Annotated in this window: 16 protein-coding genes; 11 read left to right on the top strand and 5 right to left on the bottom strand. The window is 37.9% G+C overall.

The genetic code is table 11. The features are described from left to right. Positions 1-69: 69 nt before the first annotated feature. From H3H32_RS28485 to H3H32_RS28475, 3 genes are all read left to right on the top strand, one after another. The gene (locus H3H32_RS28485; protein WP_182459124.1) at positions 70-879 is read left to right on the top strand and encodes a glycosyltransferase; all 810 of its coding nucleotides are present in this window, start codon (positions 70-72) and stop codon (positions 877-879) included. Between the two features lie 70 nt (positions 880-949). Further along, the gene (locus tag H3H32_RS28480) at positions 950-2,275 is read left to right on the top strand and encodes an oligosaccharide repeat unit polymerase (protein ID WP_182459123.1); all 1,326 of its coding nucleotides are present in this window, start codon (positions 950-952) and stop codon (positions 2,273-2,275) included. 7 nt (positions 2,276-2,282) lie between these two features. Then, on the top strand, positions 2,283-2,969 hold the full coding sequence (locus tag H3H32_RS28475; RefSeq protein ID WP_240543517.1) for a glycosyltransferase family 2 protein: 687 nt from the start codon (positions 2,283-2,285) through the stop codon (positions 2,967-2,969). A gap of 68 nt (positions 2,970-3,037) precedes the next feature. On the opposite strand, the gene H3H32_RS28470 is transcribed toward H3H32_RS28475, so the two are convergent. Then, positions 3,038-3,958, bottom strand: a complete 921-nt coding sequence (locus H3H32_RS28470; RefSeq protein ID WP_182459121.1) for a hypothetical protein — start codon at positions 3,956-3,958, stop codon at positions 3,038-3,040. Further along, positions 3,958-5,283 (bottom strand): MBOAT family O-acyltransferase, encoded by a 1,326-nt coding sequence (locus H3H32_RS28465; RefSeq protein ID WP_309547117.1) that lies wholly within the window; start codon positions 5,281-5,283, stop codon positions 3,958-3,960. Before H3H32_RS28465 ends, H3H32_RS28470 begins: the two co-directional genes overlap by 1 nt. Before the next feature lie 464 nt (positions 5,284-5,747). Here H3H32_RS28465 and H3H32_RS28460 point away from each other — a divergent pair, with 464 nt between their 5' ends. Beyond that, the gene (locus tag H3H32_RS28460) at positions 5,748-6,686 is read left to right on the top strand and encodes a glycosyltransferase family 2 protein (RefSeq protein WP_182459119.1); all 939 of its coding nucleotides are present in this window, start codon (positions 5,748-5,750) and stop codon (positions 6,684-6,686) included. On the opposite strand, the gene H3H32_RS28455 is transcribed toward H3H32_RS28460, so the two are convergent. Both H3H32_RS28455 and H3H32_RS28450 read right to left on the bottom strand, forming a co-directional pair. Next, positions 6,664-8,292 carry a glycosyl hydrolase family 28-related protein gene (locus H3H32_RS28455; protein WP_182459118.1) on the bottom strand — a complete coding sequence of 543 codons (1,629 nt, stop codon included), beginning with the start codon at positions 8,290-8,292 and terminating at the stop codon, positions 6,664-6,666. The two genes, H3H32_RS28460 and H3H32_RS28455, sit on opposite strands and share 23 nt — an antisense overlap. Positions 8,293-8,566: 274 nt before the next feature. After that, positions 8,567-9,664, bottom strand: coding sequence for an IS3 family transposase (locus H3H32_RS28450; RefSeq protein ID WP_240543516.1), 1,098 nt, complete (start codon positions 9,662-9,664; stop codon positions 8,567-8,569). A 788-nt stretch (positions 9,665-10,452) separates the two neighbouring features. Between H3H32_RS28450 and H3H32_RS28445 the strand changes: the two genes are divergently transcribed. Together H3H32_RS28445 and H3H32_RS28440 are read left to right on the top strand one after the other, a co-directional pair. Then, a complete protein-coding gene (locus H3H32_RS28445) occupies positions 10,453-11,841 on the top strand; it encodes an autotransporter outer membrane beta-barrel domain-containing protein (protein WP_240543515.1) in 1,389 nt (462 codons plus the stop codon). 1 nt (position 11,842) lies between these two features. Next, a complete protein-coding gene (locus H3H32_RS28440) occupies positions 11,843-12,385 on the top strand; it encodes a T9SS type A sorting domain-containing protein (protein WP_182459117.1) in 543 nt (180 codons plus the stop codon). Between the two features lie 325 nt (positions 12,386-12,710). On the opposite strand, the gene H3H32_RS28435 is transcribed toward H3H32_RS28440, so the two are convergent. Then, positions 12,711-14,525 carry a hypothetical protein gene (locus H3H32_RS28435; protein WP_182459116.1) on the bottom strand — a complete coding sequence of 605 codons (1,815 nt, stop codon included), beginning with the start codon at positions 14,523-14,525 and terminating at the stop codon, positions 12,711-12,713. Between the two features lie 676 nt (positions 14,526-15,201). Between H3H32_RS28435 and H3H32_RS28430 the strand changes: the two genes are divergently transcribed. From H3H32_RS28430 to H3H32_RS28410, 5 genes are all read left to right on the top strand, one after another. Beyond that, complete coding sequence (locus tag H3H32_RS28430; RefSeq protein WP_182459115.1) at positions 15,202-15,684, top strand: helix-turn-helix domain-containing protein; 483 nt, start codon at positions 15,202-15,204, stop codon at positions 15,682-15,684. Further along, positions 15,681-16,217, top strand: a complete 537-nt coding sequence (locus tag H3H32_RS28425) for a transposase (RefSeq protein WP_182459114.1) — start codon at positions 15,681-15,683, stop codon at positions 16,215-16,217. The genes H3H32_RS28430 and H3H32_RS28425 overlap by 4 nt, the downstream gene beginning before the upstream one ends. A gap of 335 nt (positions 16,218-16,552) precedes the next feature. Further along, a complete protein-coding gene (locus H3H32_RS28420) occupies positions 16,553-18,286 on the top strand; it encodes a tail fiber domain-containing protein (RefSeq protein WP_182459113.1) in 1,734 nt (577 codons plus the stop codon). 98 nt (positions 18,287-18,384) lie between these two features. Then, positions 18,385-19,794 (top strand): TMF family protein, encoded by a 1,410-nt coding sequence (locus H3H32_RS28415; protein WP_182459112.1) that lies wholly within the window; start codon positions 18,385-18,387, stop codon positions 19,792-19,794. A 260-nt stretch (positions 19,795-20,054) separates the two neighbouring features. Further along, entirely contained in the window at positions 20,055-21,281 is a 1,227-nt protein-coding gene (locus H3H32_RS28410) for an autotransporter outer membrane beta-barrel domain-containing protein (protein ID WP_182459111.1), read from the top strand. Positions 21,282-21,723: the final 442 nt, after the last annotated feature.

Below are 21,723 nucleotides of genomic sequence, written 5' to 3'. Positions count from 1 at the left end.
CGTAAATCATGAAATTCTGTTATTTCCTTGCGGATTTTACGAGAATTTTGAAATTGTAACCTTGTATTTATGCATCAGAATAATTCAGCTACGAGACATTTACATCAAGAGCCTCTAATATCGATTATTATTACAATATTAAACGGTGGGGAAACCTTAGAACGTTGTTTATTAAGTATTCAAAATCAACTGTTTGCAGATTTTGAATTAATTATTGTAGATGGAGGTAGTAAAGATAATACCTTAAGTATTGTTGAAGCATGTTATATGCCTAACAAAAAACTACATGTAGTAGCTGGAGCTGGATTATACAAAGGATTAAATACTGGGATTAATTTGTCTTCCGGAAAATGGCTTTATTTTATGGGTGCAGATGATGAACTACATGAAATATATACTTTGCATAAAGTAGCTGAAGAGATTAAATCAATAAAGAAAGGTACCAAAGTAATCGTTGGTGATGTTAACTGTGTAAAGCAGGAGAACATACTTACTCCTCTTTTTGGATCACCTTATTTAATGCGCCATCAAGTCCATCATCAAGGCATGTTTTATAAAAGAGAGGTTTTTGATAGTTTATTATATGACGAAACTATGAGAATAGCTTCAGATTATAAGCTTAATCTGAAGCTAGCCTTGATGGGTATCCCTCACCAATCTATGCGTATTATTATATGTAATTTTGGGGGTGATGGAATCAGCGAAAACCAGATGAAGCGTGGTTATAAAGAGATGCAACAAGTGCATAAACACCTTTTTAATGTGCCCGGGCGTTACTGGGTTATGGGTTATTTTTGGTTTCGACGAGGTATTGGTGCCATACTCAGGAAATACAATTTTCCTATAGTTAGATCAAGTTTTAAAAAAATATTTGGATAATACCAGATTTATGTCTTTTACAAGTAAGGTGATAAATTGAGTAGAAAGTGCGAATATTTAATGCATAAATATGGGAATTGAATTTGATTTCTTGCCTGTACTTTTTGGGTGGGTATCGCTCTTACTGGCCGTGTATTTTATATTATATTATAAGTACATCTATTCTGTTGTAGATCCATTGTTTGGTTGGGTTTTTTCTACTGCATTCGCTAGCTACTTTGCTACCCAAGTCATTCCTGATACAAAAGATATTATTCATTTTTTTGGTTGCCAACTTGCTTTATGGATTGGCTTTTTAATCGCATACCGGCCAGATAGTAATTCTAATGAGGATGATAATCAAACTGACCAAACTTATACTTTTTCTGACCAATTTCTATTACGTTATACAACATACTTACTCTTAGCTGTTTTTATATTGTCGAATATAATTATAGGTTATAGTAAAGGATTCGCCTTGTTTTCTGCAAATCCAACAGAATCGAAAATAGCCGATTTTCAGGGGGGATTTGGTTTATTCAGAAAAATCAACTGGAGTGCAGGTACTTTTGTTAGTACTTCTCTCGTGTATATGTATCTGCTTGAAAAAAGAAAAAAGGACTTGCTTTTTTTATTAATCGTAGTATTTTTTTCGTCATTAGATGGTTCAAAGGGAGCATTTGTAAAAATTGCCGCTTCCGCTGGTGTCATATTGTACCATCCCTCATTTGCAGATAAGCAATTAATTTTGAAGAAATTTCAACGCTATTTACCATTGATTTTTGTTATAGGTATGGGAATTGCCTTTACAGTTCTTATAAAAGAGAATGGTGATTTTAGTACAGCTTTTTTAGCTTTTATAAAGCGCTTATTGTATAGCGCGGATTCTCTTTTATATTATTACCAGCCTGTTAACATAGCTTATTTTGAAAAATATACCTGGTGGGATTATATTCCTAATAATATAATTAATCCTATTTTTGGTTTTCTTCGTTTACAAGAATATCATGAAACCCCGGGTAATATAATGATTGACAACTTGCGATTGCCTGATTCCATCGCTACTGTTACTGTGGGGCCAAATGCACCATTTTATATTGAAGGTCGTATTTATTTTTATTACTGGGCTGCCTTCCCTTTTAGTATGCTTCTAGGATACCTATATGTTATTATTAGAAATCATTACTTTTCGCTAAAACGCACTAGTGCTTTCTATTTTGTTTTTATGGGAAGTGTTCTCCTATTTTCAGCTACGCTTATTAGCGATGTCAATTTGGCAGTAACTCAATTATTTAGTTTAGCTTTTTTTGTTATTCCTCCCTATATAGTGGTTAGCTTTCTGTTAACTAACCGCTTAAAGATTAATTTAAGTAAGTTATTCAAAATTACTAAGCTCCTTTCAAATGATATTCATTAGTGTCTGTATGGCTACATATAATGGAGAATTATATATTGAACGGCAGTTAAAATCAATTCTTCAACAATTAGATATAAATGATGAAATAATCATATCTGATGATGGATCAACGGACAAAACTCTACAGATAATAGATGGATTTGCAGATCGAAGAATAAAAGTATTTGTAAATAAAAAGCGCCGTGGTCCAGTAGGTAATTTTGAAAATGCATTATTAAATTCATGTGGTCAATATATATATTTAGCAGATCAAGATGATATTTGGTTGCCTGATAAAATTTCAACAATCAATTCTTTACTTAAAAATCACGATTTGGTACTAGCTGATTGTGAAGTTGTAGACCAGAATGGTAATCTATTACAAGCATCATTCTTTGAGCATAGGGGCAGTTCTCCAGGTTTTTGGAATAACTTATATCGAAACTCCTATATGGGATGCTGTATGGCTTTTCGGCGCGAAATACTAGACTATGTTCTCCCTTTTCCGTCCAAGATTCATATGCATGATTGGTGGATTGGGTTACTTGTAGAAGCTAAAGGCCGCGTTATATTCTATGAAGAACCATTGATTAAATATGTCCGTCATGGAGGTAATGCTTCACCCACAGGAGAAGTTGGCTATGGTTTTTATAGAAAATTCTCCAACCGTTTATTTTTATTAGTATATCTGATTAAACATTTACTGCTACATTAAAATTGTTTTATACTATTTTGTTATTTACCGCAATAATTTCTGGTTTTCTGATCTACACTTGATGGACGTTATAAATAACCATCTAATAATTTAATCATTATTTTAGTTCGTTTATCTACGCCATATTTGCCTAAATGATAGACTGTATCGTAAAAATCCTTATCGTTAAATACAAAACTTTGGGGTCGCCCAATTATTGGACAATTTATTTCTTGTAAATATTTTTTTTCTAGCAATTGCATATTTTGATAATTGAGGATAAAAGCTGAAGAACACAATGCCGGATATGAGAAATAAACCGTAGCTCCTTTGCGTTTTGCGTTATTTATAAATCCATTAACTTGTTTAATATATTCTGCGTCTCCTAGGTCTTTCCATTTCACTAAATCGGCTAGCGTTTTACGTTTTGGGAGTGAGTAATGTGATATTACGTCTCCTTGAATATTAAGTGCTGACCGATTGTAAATAGGGTCTAATCGATCAGCATTAATAACTTTATAGAAAGCGCCAGATAAACAGCGCTGTACATTTTGTGTGTAAAACTGTATGTAATCGATTAATGAAAAAGATAAGTATTCTTTTGCACGTGGATTTACATCAACTAGTTGTGCCTGAAGTTTCTTATCACCCTTGTCTAGAGTATACTCTAGACAAAGTACTACTATATCACCAGACTTAAGGCCAGCTAATGATTCATTAAGTATAAATGGTAAGCCAAGGCCGGCATGAATGCCCATGTTTACCACTTGTTTCCCAGTGACTTTTTCCATGAACTGGCTATTTAAACCAAGTGCCATACTTGAGCCACCGACAAATATAAGTCGCGGTTGATTTGCAGTTGCTAATCTATTTTCTTTATCAATACTAACTGCTGTATATACGTTGTAATTGCGCACATAAGGAGCTAGAAAAAAAATTATGCTTTGTAGGCTCAAAAGGCAAGCAATGAAAACAATGAATATGTATGAAAATAATACAGTTAGGCGCATTAGAATTGAAAATAAATAAACTGTTCTTGATTGCTAAAGGCACCGAATAAAATAATTAACATTACCAATGTATAATACAAAGATAGGCGAATATATATAGGTTGGTAGTTTAGCCAATTTCTAAACCATTGTTTACCTTGTAAATACTCAATAGTGAATAACGTAATGAGTGCTAAAATAGCGACTACCCATTCGTATTTAGTTGTTCCTAAGTTAGTTGTTGTAATAATCTTTAAGCTAGCTCTGATATTCGAAAATAAATGTGTGACAATATAAAATGCATCGTCTACTGTAGATGCTCGGAAGAATACCCAGGCTAAACAAACTAGAGAGAAAGTTAAAATTAACCCAATACTTTTGCTGACGGAGTGGCCTAGAGATTGACTAATTCGTCTGGTAATTGGCTTTAGGGTATTTTCGCATATTAGATATAACCCGTTTAATCCACCCCAAATTAGATAAGTCCAGTTAGCTCCATGCCAGAGACCTGAGATTATAAATGTAATTAATAAGTTAGCATACCATTTTGAATGAGAGACTCGATTTCCGCCAAGTGGAATATATAAGTAATCACGGAACCACGTAGAAAGTGAAATGTGCCATCGTTTCCAAAATTCTGCAATAGATTTTGAGAAGTACGGCCGGTCAAAATTTTTCATGAGTTGAAACCCTAGCGTTCTAGCTGTACCAAGCGCAATATCTGAATAACCAGAGAAGTCACAGTAAATTTGGAACGCGAATAATATAGTAGCTAATAGCAAAGAAACTCCTTCAAACTGATTCGGCTGATTGTAGACATGGTTAACTATTACTGCTAAGCGGTCGGCGATAACCACTTTTTTAAAGAAGCCCCAAGCCATTAATTTTAATCCACTAGCAATATTTTCTGACTTAAAAGGGTGGGGTTTGTGAAATTGCCACAAAACGTTTTGTGGCCGCTCAATAGGGCCTGCTACTAATTGTGGATAGAACATTACATATAGTGCGTAAATACCAAAATGACGTTCAGCTTTGGAGTTACCTCGATAAACTTCAATGGTATAGCTCATTGCCTGAAATGTGTGAAAAGACAGGCCAATTGGTAATAATATACTTAAATAAGGAATATGGTTGCTATATCCGAAATTTGAAAAAAGAAGTGTAAGGTTGTCGTTGAGAAAATTATAATATTTAAAAAAGGCTAAGACACCAATATTGGCTAATAGACTTATAAGTAGATAACCGCGACGTTTTTTGCCAACTGACTGTTCGATTAATATACCGGCAAAATAATCGATAATGATAGTAAACCCTAAAATTAGAATATAGATGGGTACAAATGCCATGTAAAAATAACAACTACCAGCTAATAGTAAAACCCATCTATATCGGTGTGGAAGTAAATAGTATGTAGTTGTAATGCTTAGAAAAAATGCAATAAAATGTAAAGAGTTAAAGAGCATATAAGTTCAAATTCAATAAAAAAGATGTGTAATTTCCTTAGAATTAACATTATAGCTTTTAATTCTAGAGTTATTTTCATATACATTTCTAGAATTAAGAGCTGTAATACCCTAGTACATTAGTGCCAATGCGGCAAGTTAACATATACAAGATAAAATGTTATAATAGAAATCTACTAGTGATTAACTTTGACCAATAATATAGACGATGTTACATTGATGGAATTTTGGAAATAAGTCAATGGTCAGCTATATAGAGACGCGCTCTTACACTAAATTGACAATTAACTAGCGTTCATTGGAGCACATCTTGAGCAAACCGCCTTATCATTTTAACATGATTATAAATGTTATCAGTTGTCATTCCTACTTATAATGCTGCCTCTTTTCTTCCTCTTTTATTAAAAAGACTTCAGGAACAAACAGTACCGCATGAACTGATCATAATTGATTCAGGGTCAACAGACAATACGTTAGAGCTAATAACTTCTGAAGACATATTATTACTGTCTATAGATAAAGCATCGTTTAATCATGGTACTACTAGAAATCTAGGACTCAAACTGGCGAAATCTGATATAGTAGTCTTTATGACGCAAGATGCGCTACCAGCGTCACCCGACACTTTGGAGAAGTTAATGGTAATGCTTTGCTCTCGGGAAGATATTGCTTTAGCCTACGGACGGCAGTTACCTTATCCTGAGACAGGTGTTTTTGGCCGATTCGCCCGTTTAATAAATTATCCTGATTATAGTGTTGTCAAAACGAAAGACTTAATTCCAACAATGGGAATTAAGACGTGCTCCTGTTCCAACTCATTTGCTGCATACCGCAAGGCTAATTTGGAATCTGTTGGAGGATTCCCGTCTGAAACGATTTTGGGCGAAGATGTATCTGTAGCTGCCCGATTTATTCTTCAGGGTAAAGCTGTGGCTTATTGTGCTGAGGCTCAAGTGTTTCATTCCCATGATTATTCGCTGCTTGAAGAGTTTAAGCGATATTTTGACATTGGGGTATTTCATGAAGAACAAAGCGCGGTATTAAGCGAATTTTCAAAAGCAGAGTCAGAAGGACTCAAATATGTTTTGCAAGAATGGCGCTATTTAAGCCAAAATGGCTATAAAAGGCTTATTCCAGCTCAGCTGGTACGAATGATCGCAAAATACATAGGCTACAAAATGGGAAGGAAGCAAAATTTATTTCCCAATTCTATAAAACGTCGAATAAGTATGCATCCTGGATTCTGGCATAAACTCCCGTCTTCTACAACGGAATTGGATCATTAATGAGGAAATCGCTTTGAATTTCCGCAACGCCATTATAAACAATGGCCTCTGATGTTGAACTTCCTGAGGCTTTTGGAGTAATAGTAACAGTTCCAATCCGGTTTAAAAAAGTGACATTAATCACCAGGCCAGTAATGTCAATAAATGTTGGATTTGTTGCGCTCTTATCTAGTATAATTACTGTCGAGGAAGGCAAATCCATCGTGCCAATATAATTTTGATTAATGATTATTTGGGCTTGAAAAGAAAGTACTGCGCTGTAGGCTGATCCGTAACTTCCAGCCTGAATTGTTCCATCAACCCAAATACGGTAGTAACCACCGCGGCTATTAGTAGAAGCTGTGTTATCTGCTTGTAAAAAACTAAATATTGTAGCTGTTGCAATAGACCCAATTGTTCCTGCACTTACTTTATTGTTTGATAATTGCCGAAGACGGCCTCCCTTTTTCTCAAAAGGTTGCGAAGTGTTAAATAATACGTTTGTTGCCTGTTTAAGCAGGTTGGGTGATATGATATATTGATTAGAGATAATATCATAGCAGGTAATTTCACTATCAATAATTGAACCAGACGAAGGTTGGTTTGGATTAGTATCTGGGGCATAGTAAATGACATAGCGATTAGGGCGCTCTGCAATAATGGGCAAAGAAACACGAAGTTTGAGTCCTCGTACTATACACCCTGTTACGTCGATTAATGAAGTCGTAGGAGCGGTCTCATTGGCTATGACGATATTAAATTCATTCCCTTCAAACCCACCATTAGTTGCCTTTAAAATCTGCGAGAATGATTCAATATTAGCGTGTATACGCAGGTTAGTCGTATACTGGTTGCATAATATGGCTGTTTCAACAGAACCGCTATTGGCTGTAAGTCGACTTAAATATCCATGAAAGTTTAGCGTGTTAACCCCATTTAATACTAAAGCTGGTTGCCGCTTTTCATAGTTCTGCAAAGACGTTGCCTGAATATCTATAAATCCCATGGAGCCGTTTCCTTGAGTAAGAGCCTGAAAGCTACTTGAAACGGTATTGGTAACACCTATTCCAACAAGCGAAGTCGTATTACTCATTACAATCGGAGTATTTGCTCGCACTAAACATTCATGTACAAAAAATTCGTCTGCTCGAACACATAAGATGCCAATTGTACCAAAACCGCTGTTAGCGGTAGGAAAATCTTGCATTTGAAAGTAGCAATTACGTATGCCACAATTAAGACCACCATTAGAAGTTAAAGCAAATAAAGTTCCTATGGTGGAGCGACTCGTTCCATTTCCAGGATTTGATATGAAAGTAAAATTTTCACATCCAGCTAATGATGATCCACTAAAGTCGAAGATAACCCCACCTGTAACACCAATAATATTCGTGTTCAAATAGCGACCACCATCGCCTGTTAGCCAAATGCCATCGGCGTTCGTTATATTTATTGGAGAGGTAATGTAATAAAAACCTGCAGGAAAGAATACATTAACTCGATAAGTTCCGCCACCTGTTGGATAGGAAAGGGTTTTAGCAAAATTTATTGCTTTTTGTATTGCTGCTGTATCGTCATGACCGCCATCGCCAAAAGCACCAAATTGTGCATCTTTAACATTTATCATAGTAATTAGTTAACGTCTATCGTAAAATTGAGGTAATGCAATTGATGAATAATTCTTTTGGTTATTTATTCAGAGGTATAAAGCCAACTGATGTAAGGGGTCTCCAATTATTTAGACACTCAACGATTGAAGATCGGACGTTCATCTGTTCTCTTTTACTGTCCTTCTCATATAGCGCCAATCCGCCCAGTAAACTGTGCGTCTAAAATGTTTTATTTCCATTTCACTAAGCTTCTGTCCTTACCCCGTTTGGTGAGCCAGTTTTGGCTGGAGGTCAGGCCACCTGTCGATATTCGGCGGGTGTCATGAACTTCAATGCCTGATGAGGTCGCTCCGTATTATATTCGACTAGCCACTCATCCACCGTTCGGCGTACCTGCGCCAAGCTCCTAAACATATTAGCATTCAACACTTCTCGGCGAAACGTGCCATTGAAGCGTTCGATGTAGGCATTCTGAGTGGGCTTGCCCGGCTCGATCCAGTGTAGTATGACTTCCTTATCTGCACACCAATCCTGTAACGCTTGGCTGATAAATTCGGGTCCATTATCACTTCGTAGCCGTTCCGGTTTGCCGTAGCGATCCACTAACTGATCCAGTAGCCGGGTAACTCGTTGAGCAGGTAAAGAATAGTCTACTTCAATGCCTAAGGCTTCCCGGTTATAATCGTCAATCACATTCAGCGTCCTAAAGTTACGACCGTCGGTCAGACTATCGGACGTAAAATCTAATGACCAACATCTATTACAGGCCATTGCTTTGGGCAACGGTTGCCGAACCGACTCCGGTAACCTCTTCTTCAACTTACGAGGTAAATTAAATCCACCCAGCCGATATAATCTTCTGACACGCTTGTGATTAGCGGTCTCACCTTGCTTCCGCAGTCTGCGGTAAATCTTTAACAGGCCCCAATGTTTATACCGGTTGGCTAGCTGTTTGATCCGGCCTACTAGCAGCTCATCTTTTTCTTTAATAGCTACTGGTTGGGCCAAGGCGTTGCGGTTTAGACCTACCCAACGGCAAGCTTTGCGCTGGCTAATCTTCTTTTCGGTGATCACCCACTTGGCCAACGCTCTGCGCTCGGCAGGCCCTACCACTTTTTTTGTAAAGCCTCTTTGAAGATGTCGTTTTGCAGACTTAGCTCGGCATACATTTTCTTCAATCGCCGGTTTTCCTCCGCTCCGGCGGCCCGGTTCGAGGTCTTTCAATCGTTTGACTTCCGAAGCCTGCATACCGCCAAATTTGGCTTTCCACCCGTAAAAGGTGGCTTCACTAATGCCATGCTCACGGCTAATCTGGGCGACAGTTTGGCCGCTGTCCTGCTGTTTGAGAATCGCCACAATCTGCGATTCGGTGAATCGTGCTGCTTTCATTTCCCTTTTATAAACCTGTGAAAGTTAGTTTTTTTACTCTACTTTTCACTGGCTCACTTTCAGGGGTTCAAGACACTTCGATCTTATCTCGAGCATACTTCAGTGACAGAAACTAAAGAGCAATAATCAGCTCAAAACACCTTTGAATGACTTAAAGAACGGAATATCACTCCGCTTACCTAGTCTTAAAAAGGCTGGAATTACCGCATAAGTCCAATTGACAAATGCCTTGGAGATAAACTCGCTATCAAGGTCAACTTGAATGTGGTCAGGAACGTTTAAAGATACTACTTTCAGGCTTTTCATCAGGGCTGCCCATGCGGTGGTAGTTCTGATTTTCTCTTTTTGACCAATATACTGCCCTTGTCAGGACAATTGGAATAGAATGGGGATCTAAAATGGAGATTGCGCCGGCCTGGTTTTATAGACTGCTCAATTTGAGAAATGGCAAACTACTAAAACTTGGTTTCTTATTAATTTCCAGACCTAAAGGGCAGTCGGCGAGCTTATTTTATAGAACCTAAAGCGCCTGAATAAATGCCGTCTAATCCAGTCTACCTTACTTTAGTAAGGAGAGGTCAAGTTACTCAGTAGCTTCAGATCACTTACCTCAGTGAATTATTTAATCGATATTTCTTCTGTACGAAGCTTTATTATATTGTCATTTTTACCACATAGTAAATTTAAAATAAAATCTATAAAATTAAATAGAGATTTATGTGGATATTAATTTTCAAATATCTTATATGATCAATTTATAAATTCACTAAGTTAATCAAATGGAAATAATGAAAACTAATTACTCAACTTTGCCACAAAGTGTACTATACGTATTACTAAGTCTATTGCCAACACTAGTAGTAGCACAAAATAATTATGTAGCTACTACCCCAAGTTCAACAACGCCTGGTGTGTTCAACACATTAGTAGGTGTCAATGCGGGACAGAATATGTCTTCTGGTGGCACATTCAATACCTTTTTAGGCGCTCAAGCTGGCAATGGAAACACAACCGGTTCACAAAACACGTTCATAGGCTATCAAGCCGGGTATGCTAACTCAACTTTAGGAAATAATACATTCGTAGGTTATAAGGCAGGCTATGCAAACAGTATTGGTATCGCTAACGTTTTTGTTGGTAGTGAGGCTGGCGTGGCTAATACGACTGGTCAGGGAAATATGTTTTTAGGGCAACAAACAGGGTCCAGTAATACAACGGGCAATTACAACCTATTTATAGGAAATTCTTCCGGTGCTGGTAATACGGCTGGATTAGGTAATACGGCTATCGGTGATGGTTCCTTACTACATAATACCACAGGTCAGCGTAACACGGCTATTGGTCAATATGCAGGTGTTAATAATAATGGCAATTATAACGTGATGATCGGTTTTGCCGCAGATGTATCTTCATCCTCAGCTACTATTACCAACGCCGTAGCTATTGGACCTTATGCTCAAGTAAATCAGAGTAACAGTATTGTGCTGGGCAATGGAGCTAATGTGGGGATCGGTACTTCAGCCCCGGCCAATAAACTAGAAATTACGTCCGGAACGGCCAATAAGTCAGGACTACGCTTCACTAATTTAACTGGAGCATCTAATTCACTGGTTAGCTTGTCAATTAGTCTGCAAAATCCAATAGTCAAAGTACTAACGGTAGATAATAATGGCGACGTAGTGCTGGCAGGCCTTGGAGTGAACTTAGGCTTAGGCTCCCTACCTGGCGGGCGCCTAAGTGCGGATGCAGGACAATTAACAGGAGCACTTCCATGGTCACTAAATGGATCGACAATTCAGTCAAATAATGATAGTCCAGTAACTATAGGCGGTAACATCAATCGACTGCCAGCTGGTTATAAGCTATATGTTGCCGGAGGTATTTTGACAGAGAGGGTAAAGGTAGCGATAAAGGACTCTGGTGAATGGGCCGACTATGTATTCGAGGATAACTATAAATTACGTAGTCTAAGCGACGTTGAGAGCTATATCAAAACTCACAGGCATTTACCAGGCGTACCTTCAGCCAATGATGTGGCTAAGCAAGGTATTGATGTGGGTAAGATGGATGCCAAATTATTAGAGAAGATTGAAGAGCTGACTTTGTATATGCTTGAGCTAAAGAAAGAAAATCAAGAAATGAAGAAAGCCATAAATGAACTTCTTAATAATAAGTAACATGAAAAAGTCATTCGCTTTCATTTGTTTCTGGTTCACGAGTCTTCTGGCCCTAGCCCAGAAAGAAGATCTGACTCGCACACTGGCAGCCACTTACTATCCACAACCTTTAGAGCAGGCAGTTAAGTCATTAATTGCCAGTAATATTGTATCAGTTAGTCAGCAAGTTGAATATCGGGCAGGGAAATCTATTTTACTTAACCCTGGGTTTGAGGCTAAGGCTGGTTCCATATTTGCTGCTCATACAGAATACACGGCTATTAACTTTGGGGATGGCCACTCTGACCATTTATTAATAAAGACCTATCCTAATCCGTTTGTTGAAAAAACAACTATTGTTTATCAATTAGCAAGTACTGCCGTCACTAATCTATTTATTAGCGATGCTGAGGGTAAAGTAGTAGGTAGGCTGGTAAACAATCAACTTCAACAGGCTGGCCGTTATGAAGTTGAGTGGCTAGCCGATCAGTTGCCTACAGGCGCTTATATATGTACGTTAGAAGCAGGACAGCAACATATATCTAACCGCCTAATTAGGAAGTAAGCGCTAGTAGCTATTAATGATAAGCAAAATACACTAAGTCAAAGGACAGAAGATTTAATGAAATTTCATTAAATCTTCTGTCCTTTGACTTAGTGTATTTTGGAACAGTGTCTACAGTCTCAAGTGTGTAGAAAGCTGTTAATTAATAGGAATGACACTTTTTCTTTACGCTTAATATGGGTACGAAGGATCGCTTCAAGTCAGAAAGAGAATTTTTTAATCAAATTTTGGCGATTTGAAAACAGGTAACTGCTCATTCAATCGGGCTTAAATAAAATTCCAACAGATTTTTTAATCAATACAGGAATAAATAAACATTTCAAAATTATTGACTAGTATAACGATAATTGAATCGCCGGTCTGGAGCATTATCGCCGTTGGTAAAAAACTCGCTTATACTGTTTAATTTCTGAATGTTATCAGCCCAATGAAAGTCTATGTTAATCTTATTATTAGCCTTCCGAATGAAGGTTAATGGTACACCTATCTCGAGTTCGTTATTTGTAAACTTAACAGTTGTAGTGGCTATAGGTTTCCAGAACTTATCTTCCCATTGACTGATCGTTGATTTATCACCTTTTATTGTCTGATTTATTAAAAGGTCATAACCTGCCCAGCCAGTTTTGGTTGATTGATCGGTGTCAATAAATAGCAACATCCAGTTTTTATTGGTTGAAGGGGTTAATTTATCGACTGTTTTGACATAGAAATAAGCAAAATTACGATCATGGGTTACTATGCTGTGAGTAATATCATTACGCCCTGTATTATTTACATAATAAATCTTATTGTCAGCTCTAAGCCAGTTGCGATGCATCGTATCACCAATAGGGTCAACAAACTCTGGCTTTACACCAGTCCATTCTGTAAATTTTCCATCAATTGTAACTGTGCGAGCAGGGGTAGCTAATTCAGGGGCGGGTAGTCCCTTGAATCGGCGGATATTAGCAACCATTTGGTAATAATAATTGTCTGTATAACCGCCTTTCATAGGGTCTATGTCTCGATTATATTCTTCATTATATAAATCAACAAAAAATGTTTGTCCTGATTTTAGGGGTTTACCAATAAACTTTGTTTGCGTTATTTTTGCGACTGAATCTGTTTGCTTGTTTATAAAACGTTGCCCAACCCATTCATTCCATCCTGCAATGAAAACCACCGCTGGATCTACTTGTAAAGCACGTTTCCATTGTTCATCAAAATATAATCCTTGGGAAGTTTGAGTCGTAATATTTTGCTTATTTAATATTCCTATATGACCCTGCCGATAACTCTTACCTATATTGTTATCAAATGGATGACTGGCAACGGCCACCGGTATTTCTTCTGGAATAGTATGATCTTTATCCCAGCCATAATTTTGGGGAGTTCGATCGAGCCACTGCCAGTGGTGCGGTTCATTACGGCTGTTTGTCCAAGCCCAGCTATATCGCCAAGTAAAGAAATCTCGGATACTAGGATCGGTCATTTCTTCTATCTTCCCTAGTACCAATGGCTTCCCCTGCCATCTGAACCAAAGTTCGGAATAACGATTCTGTGCATAGAATTGCCGATAGATAGTCGTAACAGTCTCGGCACTTTTTGTATAAGTAACGAAGCATATATAGGGTGTAGGAATTCCTTTGTGGCGCATATCTAGCGATATTTCACAAAGTTTATTAACTACTGATAGATAAGGATCAGTGTTAGTTGCATCAAAAAAAAGTATGTCAATACCTGCTAGAGCCAGCAACTGTAGATTACGTCGAATGACCCAAGGGTCATCTGCCTTGAAGTAACCAACTTCAGGTTCACCCCACCAATGCCAGGTATTTTCTGGACCGTAATTCGGATTAGTTGGATTCGCTTTTGTCAAAGCCGATATATCATAAACAGCTTTATCATGGTATTGCCCATGTAAAAGGAAATAAAAAATTCCTGCATATTTATTTCGCTTAAATTTACCGGTAGTGCTGTATGTAGGCAAATTCCGCCCAGCTCCGTCTGTTGCAACCCAGTTAGCACTTATTGGTGGGAGAATAGGGGAACCCATTTCCTGCTCTTGATTAATTACGGATATGTCGTTAGTAAATCCGACCAAAAAGGGTAGAGAGCTTATCAAGCTAAGCAGTAGCATACAGAAAAATATGTATTTCATACGTTATTAAAAATTAAAACTTGTAAGAAAAAATTCTCAAGAAAAATAGCTTTTATGGTTATTCTAAATTTTCATTATTTATCTAAGTTTGGTGAAAAGTGACTTGTTATGTTCTAGGAGATTGACAGATTTAGCTTTTTATTGAAAACTTAGATCTATCCCAATATCTTTTAAAGCTATATATCTAAGTTTCGATGCATTTAATTAAAAGTCTTCCAGGGGCAAGGCATCAAATCATTAGAAAATAGGTGTTTCTTAAAGAATGCTTAACTCTGAACCAATTATATTTAGAGTATTTTTTGGTTAGTCATATTCTTTTCTCACTTACAAACGACTATAAAGTCGCCCGGATCAATATTGAGTCGGTTTTTGAAATAGTCTTCCCAAATTGGCCTGAGGAAACTAGAATGCTTCAACGCGCTCTAGTAATCCACTACAGTATGTCCCTCAGGATATCCAGCATCGAGCTTCAATTCTTTTAGAAAATAAATTGAGAATCCCTTCTGCGAGCAAAAACTGGGTTTATGGATATACCGAATGAGCTTTGTGGTTTTATTCTTTAACGGTTCATTTACAGCTCTAATTACATTTAGTCTAAAAGTTGTTAATGTGTACTACTTAAGGTATTTGGTCGCAAGTAATACTAAATCAGAATCTTTTTGACGTACTTTAATGAATGAACTATAGCACTCAAATTAAGGAGGAACTCGGTTATTTACAAATCCTTGAAAAACAGCAGTCAAAAGCAAAATTACGGGACGCCGTTCGCTTAGTGCGCTTGCTTAAGTCGGGGCAGTGTACTACCCAATTACAGGCCGCTGAGTCTATCAACTTGAGCCTACGCCAAGTCCAACGTATTTGGAAAGCCTATCAAACCAACGGGATCGAGGCCTTGATCGCCCAAAAGCCCCCAACTTATAGGGGTAAACTGTCCACCTTTCAAATCACCAGGCTGCGCCAATATCTTTTTGATGATCAAGCCCAGACCTTAGCCGACATTCAGGCCTATTTGGCAGCCAGTTTAGGCGTTAGCTATACTATCGGTGGCGTATTTGACTTGTGCAAACGGCTCAATATCAAGGCCAAAACGGGTCGCCCCGTGCATGCTCATCAGCGACCCGGTGCCCTAGAGGCATATAAAAAAAGGTCTCCCAATTGAGTGAAGATTTTGCGAATACCTCCATTTTTTTTCATGATGAACTGCGAGCAGGTACTCGTACTGAATTAGGGCGCAAGTGGTGTCCGGTTGGTCATCGGCCCATCTCACCCGTGCATATTGGGTATGAGAATGTGTACCTCTATCTGGCTTTATGCCCCTTTACGGGTCAGGCTTATGCCGCCTTTTTACCTAAGCTCAATGGGGAGTGGTTCGGGTGGTTTATTGAGCAGATCCAGGGTTGCTTAGCCAGTAAGACCCTATTTATTGCTGATGGAGCAACGGCTCATAAAGCCAATTTATTTAACAATACGCATAGGGTCTTCAGTCAGTTACCAGCTGCTTGCCCAGAACTAAATCCAGTCGAGCGGATCTTCAAAGAGGTTCGTCGCCGATTGAAACATCGGTTGTTTACCAGTTTGGCAGAAGCTCAGCAGCGGGTCAGAATAATCTTGGAAGATTTATTTGATGACTGCCAAACGATCATCAATTTAGCCTGCTTTCCTTATATTCTAAATAAGACAACTAATATCTGATTTAGTATAAGTTTAGGAATAACGTAAAAATAGTTAGTATATATAGAATCTTAAATTAGATTTTTATAGAATCATATCAGCGTTTTGCCAACTTGTGCTTTTGTGCTGATATATCTGCTGAACATCCCAATCCCAGTAGAATTGCCTTTAAATAGTTAATTGAAAAATAACTTGACAGAGAATATCTTTCTCTGTTATTTATAAACAACATGGCATCTTGTGAGTTTTTATAGTAAAAAGTGCCTTCCTTCAACGTGGTTTAATTCTGGTAATACTCGTAGAAAGTTAGGCTTTATCTTCTGTGTTTTGATCACTAATCCTTTTTTGTGTAGATCATGAGAAAAGTGTTTACAAACGGCTGGAAAATCACTTTATTGGTTTGGTTAGTAATTAGTAAAGGGTATTCCCAGATACGTATAGGCCCATCTTCTGGAACTATAGTCAGTTCTGCATCGCTTCAGGTCATTTCAGGCCCTTATAGTTTAGGTAGTCTATATAGAGGTTTATTACCTCCAATTGTAACTACTTCATTACGAAGCCAAATTCAAAGTCCGGCTACCGGGCTACTAATTTACAATAGTAGTACTAATCAGATTGAAGTAAATACAGGTAGCCCTAGTGCCCCAATATGGACAGCGGGAGGAGCCGCCAGTGGTGCTGCTAACTCGTGGAATTTAAGCGGAAATGCCGGTACAACTAGTGGTAATTTTCTTGGAACGTCGGATAACACTCCTTTATATTTTAGAGTAAATAATCAAAACTCAGGCCGAATTGATCAATTACAAAATAATGTTGCTTTGGGTTATCTTGCCTTTAGTAGTGGAGCAACTGGAACAGGTAATACAGCTTTGGGAACTCTAGCATTGGCCAGTAGTACAAGCGGTAACTATAATACAGCTTTAGGTTTGCAGGCCTTAACTAGCAACACCAGTGGTACTGGTAATACAGCTCTAGGAACTGTTGCACTACTTTCTAATACCACTGGGCAGAACAACACAGCTTCGGGCTATAGATCTTTATATTCAAATACCACCGGACAGGGTAATACCGCCTTAGGTTCAGTTGCATTAATGACCAATAGTAGTGGAAATAACAATACTGCATTAGGCACAGTTGCCTTAACGAGTAATACAACAGGTGCTAATAATACGGCTTCAGGGGCGGGTGCCTTACAAAAAAACACTACAGGTTACGAAAATACTGCAGTAGGTTCTAATGCGTCTGCTTCGAACACAACTGGTTATTCAAATATAGCTGTTGGTACAGATGCATTGTATAACAATTTAGACGGGCATGATAACACCGCATTTGGTGGCTCCGCCTTGTTAAATAATACAAGTGGACCAGGAAATATGGCATCGGGTAATCTAGCCCTTAGACTTAACACAACAGGAGCTAATAATACGGCTTCGGGAACTATTGCTTTGCAAAATAATACGACAGGTAGTTATAACACAGCGTTGGGTTATAATTCAGGCCCTTCAACTGGAAACCTAAATAACGCAACTGCGATTGGCGCAAATGCAATTGTTAATGCCAGTAATCAAATTGTATTGGGTGATAATAGTATATCCTCACTTCGGTGTAATGTGCAAACTATCTCTACTCTTTCCGATAAACGTATTAAAGAAGACATTCGGGCTAATGTTCCAGGACTGAATTTTATAATTAAGCTTAACCCTGTTACTTATCATATTAACAAGCTTAAGGAAGCTAAGTTATTAAGTTATTCGGTAAGCAATATTAAAGATGATACTGTTTTGCACAGCGGTTTTTTGGCTCAGGATGTTGAAGCGGCAGCTAAAGAAGTAGGCTATGATTTCGAAGGTGTCCGTCAGGAAGAAGGTGGTAGGTATTACACCTTGGGCTATACTCTGTTTGTCATGCCATTAGTTCAAGCGGTAAAAGATCTTAACGCTGAAGTAGAAAAACTTAAAGATAAAGTGCTTGCAAATGAAATGGCATATAAACAATTAGCCGATCAGGTTAAACGAATGCAGAATTTGATTGGGGTATCGCAGGAGGAAAAAAGTGCAAAAAATGGAGGAAATAATAAAATACCCCGTTAATTACTCTAAGGATACGTAGCAATCTAATACGTCTTTCCTCAAGAATGCCCTGTTTAATTTAATACTTCATTGTAAAAATAGACTAATCTAAATTTAGTATGAGGCCTACTATTTACTACCTTATCGTTCTTTGCCTATATATAAAAAATATACAGGCATTGGGACAGATTATTGATGTACCTGCGGGAAGTCCATTAACTATAAATAGTGATATTAACCTTCCCACAGGTTACTCATTAAAGTATAATGCGCAGACAATTCTTAGGGGACCAGTCGCTGGGTCTTTTAATACGTATTTAGGAATTGAATCAGGCAATAGCACACAGGGAACCCAGAACACATTCATTGGTTATCAGACAGGGTTTAGTAATACAGGTGGAGCAAACACTTTTTTAGGATATCTGACAGGTCGATCTAATACCTCTGGCACAGGTAATACCTTCTTAGGTAATCAGGCAGGTAATGCAAATACCACCGGTCAAGCTAATGTCTTCCTTGGTTCGCAGGCAGGTTTTAATAACACCACAGGTACAGGTAATCTATTTTTAGGCCAGCAAGCGGGCTATAGTTCCATTGGATCTTATAATCTCTTTATGGGAAATGCCGCCGGCAGTGGAACCACTACCGGATTAGGTAACACTGCTATCGGCGATGGCGCTTTATTACATAATACTACTGGCCAACACACTACAGCCATTGGGCGATACGCAGGTGTTAACAGTAATGGCGACTATAATGTGTTAATTGGGTTTGCAGCTGACGTAAATTCAGGGAATACGGGAATTACAAATGCAGTTGCTATTGGAGCATATACTCAGGTGAACCAAAGTAATAGTATTATACTAGGGAGTAATGCTAGAGTAGGTATTGGCACATCTGCCCCTCAAAATAAATTAGAAATTACTCAGGGTACAGCCAACCAATCAGGCTTACGGTTAACTAATTTAACCAGCAACTCACCAGCGAGCGCTTTAAATCAGAATAAGTTTCTAAGCGTAAATTCTAGTGGTGATGTGATTTTGGTTAGTAGTGGGTCGGCCCGATTGAGTGCAGAATTGTGGACAGCCTCTGGAGAATATGTACAGACTACTAATGGAGAAGGCGTAATTATTGGTAGCAAGATGAGTCGAACTCCAACTGGTTATAAATTATACGTAGAGGATGGTATTCTTACAGAAAAGGTAAAAGTGGCGGTGAAAAATACTGCTGACTGGAGCGACTTTGTATTTAAAGCTACCTACAAGCTTCAACCTCTAAAGCAAGTGGAGCAATACATTCGAAAGCATGAGCACTTACCAGGTTTGCCGTCAGCTTTGGAAGTAGTTAGCCATGGGCTAGATGTGGCTAAGATGGATGCTCAACTGCTGAAGAAAATAGAAGAGCTAACCTTATATAGTATTCAATTGGAAAAGGCTAACCAGGAGCAACAAGCGATCAATAGACAACAGCAATTAGTGAACCAACGGCTTCAGGCGGAAATAGAAAAGCTGAAGAAGCGCTTTAATTGATTTGACGTGGTACGGCCAAGTTCCTTAACCTGGTTGTGCCACGTCAAAAAACAAACATTGGTAGCTCCCTGCCGAAAATAGGATAAAACCTCATAGACTATAGCAATTCGACTAGTTATCACTACCACAGTTTATGAAGTTAACAACAGGTTTATTCAAGATAAATATTTGATCTATCTTTGAGTGTAAATTCAATACAGATCAACATTGTAATGATTATTAGACAGTATATACTCTGTTTATCTATTGGTTTTCTTATAATGAACGCTGATGGAGTTTGGGCTCAGAACAATTTTTCATTTGTCAATAGAAATGTATTGATAGGTAACTTAGCCGGTATTCAAAATACGAGTGGTACCAATAATGTTTTTGTTGGTTTTCAAACGGGAGCAGTTAATTCTGTTGGTACGGGTAATACATTTCTAGGTTACCAAGCGGGCTATATTAATACATCTGGTACCGCAAATGTTTTTATTGGTAGTCAGGCTGGATTTAGTAACGGTACGGGAACTGGTAATATGTTCTTGGGCCAGCAGGCTGGTTATAACTCTACAGGCTCTTATAATTTATTTATGGGGAATGCTTCTGGTAGTGCTACAACCACGGGAATAGGTAATACGGCTATTGGTGACGGTTCTTTATTACGTAATACCAGCGGTCAACGCAACACTGCTATTGGCCAGTACGCGGGCGTTATTAATAATGGAAATTATAATGTGATGATTGGATTCGCGGCCGATGTATCTTCCTCTACTCCAACCATTAATAATGCTGTTGCTATTGGTCCTTATGCTCAAGTGAGCCGAAGTAATAGTATTATTTTGGGTAATGGTGCAAATGTGGGTATTGGTAATACCGCTCCTGCCAATAAACTGGAAATTACTCAAGGTACTTCAGGTAATAGTGGATTGCGTTTTACTAATTTGACTAATGCAAATACGGCTGTACGAGCTACTAATGATAGATTTTTGACTGTAGATGAGTCAGGTGATGTTGTCTTACGCCGAGTTGATCTCTCGCTACTTAGTATTTCAATTGGAGGCCTTCGAACCGCAGCATATCCTTGGACACTTAGTAATGAAATCATTCAATCTGAAAATAGAGTAGTTTCCATAGGTGATAGTACTATGGATATACCAAAAGGGTACAAGCTATATGTTGCTGATGGAATTTTAACGGAAAAGATAAAAGTTGCTGTACGAAATACAGCACAATGGAGTGACTATGTATTCAAAGATGATTACCAACTGAAGAGTTTAGAGGAAGTTAGGCTCTTCATACAAGCAAATAAACATCTGCCAGGTGTACCTTCTGCCAAAGAGATGACGGAACAAGGTAATGATTTACATCAGACAGATGCTAAATTGTTAGAAAAAATTGAGGAGTTAACCTTATATAGTATCCAATTACAGCAGGTCAATAAAAAGCAGCAAGCTGATATTGACGAATTAAAGCGATTAGTTAAGAAGCTTATTGATAAAAGATAATAATATAAGATATTGGCGACATAGACCACTAGCTGATTAATTAGGTGCCAAACTGTGGGCAGGCTATTTATATTAAGTTAGTTGCAATATATTTGGGAGAAATACCATCTCTTATGTGAAGGCAGTTTGTTCTTTTGGCTAAATTATTGTAAGGAATGGTTAATTTTTATTAAGCTCGTCTAGGGCGAGACGTTTATGTATATTAAAAAAAAGAATGAGTATAGTTTTTAACGTTATATTTACATGCCTTTTACCAATATAAAGGGCTTGTATGCTAATCATTTCCATTTAACCAGTGTCATTAGGCTTAAAATACCTGATTTTCTACTTTACGACCAGATACCTTTCTAATTCAATAACTATGTATTAAAGTAGTTATTGAATTATTTAGAATAATACGGCATAAATTTTGTAACGATTATCCATGAAAAAATGCTTTTGC

The sequence above is a fragment of the Spirosoma foliorum genome, assembly GCF_014117325.1.
GTDB lineage: Bacteria > Bacteroidota > Bacteroidia > Cytophagales > Spirosomataceae > Spirosoma > Spirosoma foliorum.
The sequence above is the reverse complement of the archived record's forward strand: the minus strand, read 5'-3'. Positions and strand labels throughout refer to the sequence as shown.

Coding starts and splice junctions, on each gene's coding strand:
- H3H32_RS28410 (WP_182459111.1), top strand. CDS start 20,055: ATGAACGCTGATGGAGTTTGGGCTCAGAACAATTTTTCATTTGTCAAT.
- H3H32_RS28475 (WP_240543517.1), top strand. CDS start 2,283: ATGGCTACATATAATGGAGAATTATATATTGAACGGCAGTTAAAATCA.
- H3H32_RS28480 (WP_182459123.1), top strand. CDS start 950: ATGGGAATTGAATTTGATTTCTTGCCTGTACTTTTTGGGTGGGTATCG.
- H3H32_RS28455 (WP_182459118.1), bottom strand. CDS start 8,292: ATGATAAATGTTAAAGATGCACAATTTGGTGCTTTTGGCGATGGCGGT.
- H3H32_RS28430 (WP_182459115.1), top strand. CDS start 15,202: ATGAACTATAGCACTCAAATTAAGGAGGAACTCGGTTATTTACAAATC.
- H3H32_RS28465 (WP_309547117.1), bottom strand. CDS start 5,283: ATGGCATTTGTACCCATCTATATTCTAATTTTAGGGTTTACTATCATT.
- H3H32_RS28450 (WP_240543516.1), bottom strand. CDS start 9,664: ATGAAAGCAGCACGATTCACCGAATCGCAGATTGTGGCGATTCTCAAA.
- H3H32_RS28470 (WP_182459121.1), bottom strand. CDS start 3,958: ATGCGCCTAACTGTATTATTTTCATACATATTCATTGTTTTCATTGCT.
- H3H32_RS28435 (WP_182459116.1), bottom strand. CDS start 14,525: ATGAAATACATATTTTTCTGTATGCTACTGCTTAGCTTGATAAGCTCT.
- H3H32_RS28485 (WP_182459124.1), top strand. CDS start 70: ATGCATCAGAATAATTCAGCTACGAGACATTTACATCAAGAGCCTCTA.
- H3H32_RS28445 (WP_240543515.1), top strand. CDS start 10,453: ATGAAAACTAATTACTCAACTTTGCCACAAAGTGTACTATACGTATTA.
- H3H32_RS28460 (WP_182459119.1), top strand. CDS start 5,748: ATGTTATCAGTTGTCATTCCTACTTATAATGCTGCCTCTTTTCTTCCT.
- H3H32_RS28420 (WP_182459113.1), top strand. CDS start 16,553: ATGAGAAAAGTGTTTACAAACGGCTGGAAAATCACTTTATTGGTTTGG.
- H3H32_RS28415 (WP_182459112.1), top strand. CDS start 18,385: ATGAGGCCTACTATTTACTACCTTATCGTTCTTTGCCTATATATAAAA.
- H3H32_RS28440 (WP_182459117.1), top strand. CDS start 11,843: ATGAAAAAGTCATTCGCTTTCATTTGTTTCTGGTTCACGAGTCTTCTG.